Source organism: Streptomyces sp. (genome assembly GCF_035563135.1).
Classification (GTDB): Bacteria; Actinomycetota; Actinomycetes; order Streptomycetales; family Streptomycetaceae; genus Streptomyces.
On the sequence record NZ_DATMVN010000129.1, the window covers coordinates 1 to 5,525 of the forward strand.

The 5,525-nt window shown below is 68.2% G+C and carries 4 protein-coding genes; all 4 read left to right on the forward strand.

What is annotated here, in order from left to right:
- Window positions 1-285: 285 nt before the first annotated feature.
- A complete protein-coding gene (locus tag VN520_RS05570) occupies window positions 286-2,241 on the forward strand; it encodes an acyltransferase family protein (protein WP_414719772.1) in 1,956 nt (651 codons plus the stop codon).
- Window positions 2,238-3,890, forward strand: a complete 1,653-nt coding sequence (locus tag VN520_RS05575) for a glycosyltransferase family 2 protein (protein WP_325745717.1) — start codon at window positions 2,238-2,240, stop codon at window positions 3,888-3,890. The genes VN520_RS05570 and VN520_RS05575 overlap by 4 nt, the downstream gene beginning before the upstream one ends.
- A gap of 92 nt (window positions 3,891-3,982) precedes the next feature.
- Complete coding sequence (locus VN520_RS05580; protein WP_325745718.1) at window positions 3,983-4,846, forward strand: glycoside hydrolase family 6 protein; 864 nt, start codon at window positions 3,983-3,985, stop codon at window positions 4,844-4,846.
- A gap of 130 nt (window positions 4,847-4,976) precedes the next feature.
- Window positions 4,977-5,525, forward strand: a 549-nt coding sequence (locus tag VN520_RS05585) for an NAD(P)-binding domain-containing protein (RefSeq protein WP_325745719.1), incomplete at its 3' end; no start/stop codon positions are given.

Sequence of the window (5,525 nt, forward strand, 5' to 3'; positions counted from 1 at the left end):
GACCCGAGCCTCTGCGGAGGCCTTCGACATCCGCGGTCACCGTGTGGCACAGACGCCGGCGGAACCGCATGGACCTCGCATTCGCGATCAATGACGCACGCGTAGATGCGCTGAATTCCGCTTTCCACGCGGGGCACCGCTGTGCCCAGACGGGACATTGTTGCAATTGTGACCGCGGCATCTCTGACTTCTGAATCCCGACTTCTTCCTCCTCCTGAACCACAGGCTCGTCCGCACCGATTCCGGGCCGACGTCCAAGGTCTCCGGGCAGTTGCCGTTCTGCTCGTGCTGCTCTACCACGCCGGCGTTCCGGGCGTGACCGGAGGATTCGTCGGTGTCGACGTCTTCTTCGTGATCTCGGGCTTCCTGATCACATTGGCATTGAAGGCGGAGGCCGACCGTGAGGGCCGGATCTCCTTCTCCCGCTTCTACGGTCGGCGCATGCGCCGGCTCCTGCCGCCTGCAGCGCTCGTCCTGGTCTTCACAGTCGTCATCGCGGCATTCGTGCTGCCGGTGACGCGGGCACAGTCGGTCGTGAAGGAGGTCTTCTACTCGGCGATCTACGGGATCAACTACCACCTCGCCCTCGAGGGCGTCGATTACCAGAACGCGACGGCTCCACCCTCTCCACTGCAGCATTTCTGGTCACTCGCGGTGGAGGAGCAGTTCTACATCGTCTGGCCGCTGCTCATCGCGCTGTGCCTGCTGGTCGGACGCCGGGAGCACTACAAGAAGCTGATGGTGGGCGCCATCGTCGTCCTGTCAGCCGTCACTCTGCTCGCGTCGATCCTGCAGACGCCTCAGGACCCGTCGCTGTCGTACTTCTCCATCCACACGCGCGCCTGGGAGCTGGGCGCCGGAGCGCTGCTCGCCCTGGCGCACAACCGGTTGGTCATGCCGCAGTGGGTCCGTGCGACGCTGGCCTGGGCCGGCCTGGCCGCGATCGTCGCGACGGCCTTCCTGTACACGGACCAGACGCTCTTCCCGGGCTGGGCGGCGATCGTCCCGGTGGCGGGCGCCACCGCGGTGCTGGCCGCCGGCACGCTCGGCACGGTGCCGTCGGCACAGCGGGTGCTCGGCCACGGGGTCATGCAGTACATGGGCAAGGTCTCCTACGCCTGGTACCTGTGGCACTGGCCGCTGCTGATCCTGCTGCCGGCGTGGGCAGGCCAGGAGTTCGGCTGGGGACTCAACCTCGAGCTGGTCTTCCTGGCCTTCTGGGCCGCGGTGCTCACCTACTTCCTCGAGAACGCCGCGGCGCGGCACAGCCTCTCCCTCCGGGGCTGGCTCGGGGCGGGGTCGGTCATGTCCGCGGTCGCGGTCGGCGCGGCGCTCGTGGTGCTCGTGACGCTGCCCAACCTCGTGGGGACGGGGCAGGCGCGCCAGGCGGCGCCCCTGCGGACCGCGGACCTGACCGGGGTCACCCAGGCAATCGATGCCAGTGTCGGCATCACGGAGCTGCCGTCCAACCTGACGCCGAGTCTGGACGTGGCGGCCGATGACACTCCTCGCTCGAGCAAGGACGGATGCCATCTGGACTTCGAGGCCACCGAGCAGCCGGTGTGCCAATTCGGCGACCCACAGGGCTCCAGGACCATGGTGCTCGTCGGTGACTCACATGCCCAGCAGTGGTTCGCTGCGCTGGACGAGCAGGCGCGTGCCCAGGGATACAAGCTCTACAGCTGGACGAAGTCGGCCTGCCCGATCGCTGACGTGGGCCCGGTCTGGAACGACCAGATCAAACGCTCGTACACCGAGTGCAGCACCTGGCGGCAAGACATCCACGAGCGGGTGCGGCAGTTGAATCCGGACGTCATCGTGTCCAGCCAGAGCGATCAGGTGGTCTGGAGCTCCTTGACCGACACCGAATGGTCCAGCGGCACCGTCGACGGATTGCGCGAGATGTCCGGAACCACCAGCCGGATCGTCTACCTCCAGGACACGCCGTACGTCGGCGAGGACCCGGTTGCGTGCCTGCAGGAGAACCTCGCCGATGCTTCGCAGTGCGTTGTCCCCGCCGATGAAGCCTTCTCGATTTTTCCCGAACGCCATTCGGCCGTGCGATCAGCGGTGGAGACGGCCGGTTTCCAGTTCGTCGACACCTTGCCGTTCTTCTGCACCGACACGTGCCCCTCCGTGGTGGGCAACATGACGGTCCGCCGCGACGCCGGTCACATCACGAACACGTATGCGGCGTGGCTCTCGCCCATGCTCGCCCCCATTTTCGAGGAGCAGTCATGACGGACATTCTTTCCTCCCCGTCGGTTGCGACGGTGTCGGTAAAGGAGCGGTCGACGTGGCGCCCGCTCCCGGGCCGGGCTCCCGTCGTCGACAACCTGCCACAGGCGCCGTCCGACGAGGACAAGTTCGCCTACTTCGGCAACCAGCACATCTGGTTCATCACGGCCCGCACCATCGCGGCGTGCTCGGCCGCGACGAGCCTCGTGCTCTTCTCGGCCACCACCCCGCTGCTGTGGCTGTTCTGGCCGATGGCGACGATCTTCATCGGCTACATGATCCTGACCCACATCGCCACGACCCGGCGCCGTCGGATCTCCCGCATGGACCACGAGCGCATCGTCCGGCTGTGGAATCCGGAGAGCATCCCGAGCATCGACGTCTTCCTGCCCTCGGCCGGCGAGCCCCTCGACGTCCTGCGGAACACCTACGAGCACGTGGCGCGCATGTCCTGGGCCGGGCGGCTCGTCGTCCGGGTCATGGACGACTCCGCTCGCCCGGAGGTGGCCGAGCTGGCCGCGGAGTACGGCTTCACCTACGACGTACGGGACAACCGGCCGCTGCTGAAGAAGGCCGGCAACCTCAAGTACGCGTTCGACCGCACCGAAGGCGACCTCATCGTCATCTTCGACGCCGACTTCTGCCCCCGAGCCGACTTCCTGACCGAACTGGTCCCGTACTTCGGCGACCCGACGATCGCCATCGTGCAGTCCCCGCAGTTCTTCGACGCGGACAAGAAGCGTCAGGGCTGGCTCGAGGAGTCCGCGGGGTCGGTGCAGGAGAGCTTCTACCGGTGGGCCCAGGTCTCCCGTGACAAGCTCGGCGCACCCATCTGCGTGGGCACCTGCGCCATCTACCGGCGTTCCGCTCTGCACGACTCCGGCGGCTTCGCTCAGATCGGTCACTCCGAGGACGTGCACACGGGCGTCAACCTGATGAAGGTCGGCTACAGGACCATCTACGTGCCCATCGTGGTCGCGAAGGGCCTGTGCCCCGACAAGCTCTCGTCGTTCATCTCCCAGCAGTACCGCTGGTGCCTGGGCTCGATGAGCCTGCTCGCCGACCGGGCCTTCCACGACGCTCCCCTGCGTTACCGGCAGCGCCTGTGCTTCTTCACGGGGTTCGGCTACTACATCAGCACCGGCGTGGGTGTGTACGTGCTCTCCCTGCCCACGCTGATCATGCTGTGGTTCCTGCCGGACCGGATCAACATCTCCAACTTCTACTGGCTGATCCCGACCTTCCTCCTGTACCCCCTCATCGCGCTCATCCACAAGACGCGGTGGCGTCCGGTGACCCTGCGGGTCTACACGATCTCCTCCTTCGCCCATGCCGCCGCGATCTGGCACGCACTGCGTGGGCGGGCCGCTGACTGGGTGCCCACCGGTCAGACCAGGAAGACCGGGATGACGACCCACGTGACCCGGCTGATGGTGGGCTGGACCGCGCTGACCAACGCCGTCATGGTGGCCGGCGTCGTGCACTGGTTCATGGACGGACGTTCGATCGTGGACATCTTCCCGGTCCTCCTGTTCAGCGCGTTGAACGCCTACACCTGGGTTCCGATCGCGTGGCAGGCATGGATCGAGCGTCAGCCCCGGGAGCGGAACGGCGGCCGCTTCCCGCTCCGGCTGCGCCGGGCGCAGGCCTGACCTCGCGTGGAGGCCCGCCGGTGAGAAGCCCGCTCGTCTCGCGGCGGTCACTGTCGACCGCCGCGAGATGGGTGCTCTGCCTCCTCCTGGTCATGACGATCGGAACCGCGTCGAGGGAGCTGCCGAGCACCGGCGTCGTCCTGTGGAACGGGCCGAAGCAGGTGGATCGGTACGTCGGCGAGCACCCGGCGTTGCAGGTCCTCGCGGAGCACCCCACGTTCAACTGGATCGGGGAGGACACCGAGCCGAGGACCGTCGCAACCTGGGCGCGAGCAGCGAAGGGCACACCTGTGCCGCTCGTCCTCTACGGCATCCCGAACCGGGACCTGGGCAGCTATTCCGCAGGGGGCTTCACGAACAGTGCTGACTACCTGGCCTGGGTCGGCGCGGTGGCCCACCACCTCGGGGATGCGCCGGCGATGATCGTCGTGGAACCGGACGCCCTGGCACAGTCCCTCGAGATGTCAGGCGAGGAACGAGCCGCCCGGCTGCGCACGCTCCGGATCGCGGTCGACATCCTCCGGGAGAACAGCCCGGAGGCGCGGATCTACCTGGACGCCTCGCTGTGGGTGTCACCCGGGGTCATGGCCGACCTCTTGCACCGCGCCAACGTGGGGCGTGCCGACGGCTTCAGCCTGAACGTCGCCGGCCACGCGGACGACCGGTCCGCCTTCGAGTACGGGGACCGCGTGTCCGCGATGACCGGGGGCAAGCAGTACGTCGTGGACACCAGCCGCAACGGAGCGGCCGGCGCGGACGAGACGGAGTGGTGCAACGCCAGCGGCCTCGGTCTCGGCCGGCGGCCTGGCACGCTGGTCGCACAGCATCCCCGGGTCGACGGGCTGTTCTGGATCAAGACACCCGGCGTCTCGGACGGCACGTGCAACGGCGGGCCCCCCGCCGGCACCTTCTGGCTCCCGAAGGCCCTGGAGCTGGCGTCCAACGCGGCCCTGTGACGGGACCGGCCGCGCACCCCTGCACCACCGACCGTCCTCCGACCGACCCGTTCCCTGCGGAACACCCCTTCTCTGCACTCCCGCCGGACACGCGTCCGCGCGAGCATCGACGACGAACTGGAGCAACACAATGAAGATCTCGGTCATCGGCTGCGGATACCTGGGCGCCGTGCACGCCGCCGCGATGGCGGAACTGGGCCACGACGTGGTGGGCGTCGATGTCGACCAGCGCAAGATCGAGGCCTTGTCCCAGGCGCGGGCGCCGTTCTTCGAGCCGGGGTTCGAGGAGCTGCTGGAGCGCACGCTGGCCACCGGGCGGCTGCGGTTCTCCACCGGCATCGCAGAGGCGGCCGGGGCGGCCGTGCACTTCGTCTGCGTCGGGACGCCGCAGAAGCACGGTGAGTACGCCGCGGACCTGCGGTACGTGGAGGCGGCGACGGAGTCGCTGCTCGACGTGCTGGCGCCCGGGCAGTTGGTGGTGGGCAAGTCGACGGTGCCGGTGGGCACGGCGGCGCGGCTGGCGGAGCTGGTGGTGGGCAAGGTGCCCGGCGCGCTGCTGGCGTGGAACCCGGAGTTCCTCCGGGAGGGTTTCGCCGTCCAGGACACCCTGCACCCCGACCGGCTGGTGTACGGCCTGCCCGCGGGATCGGACGGGGAGACGGCGCGGGCCCTGCTGGAC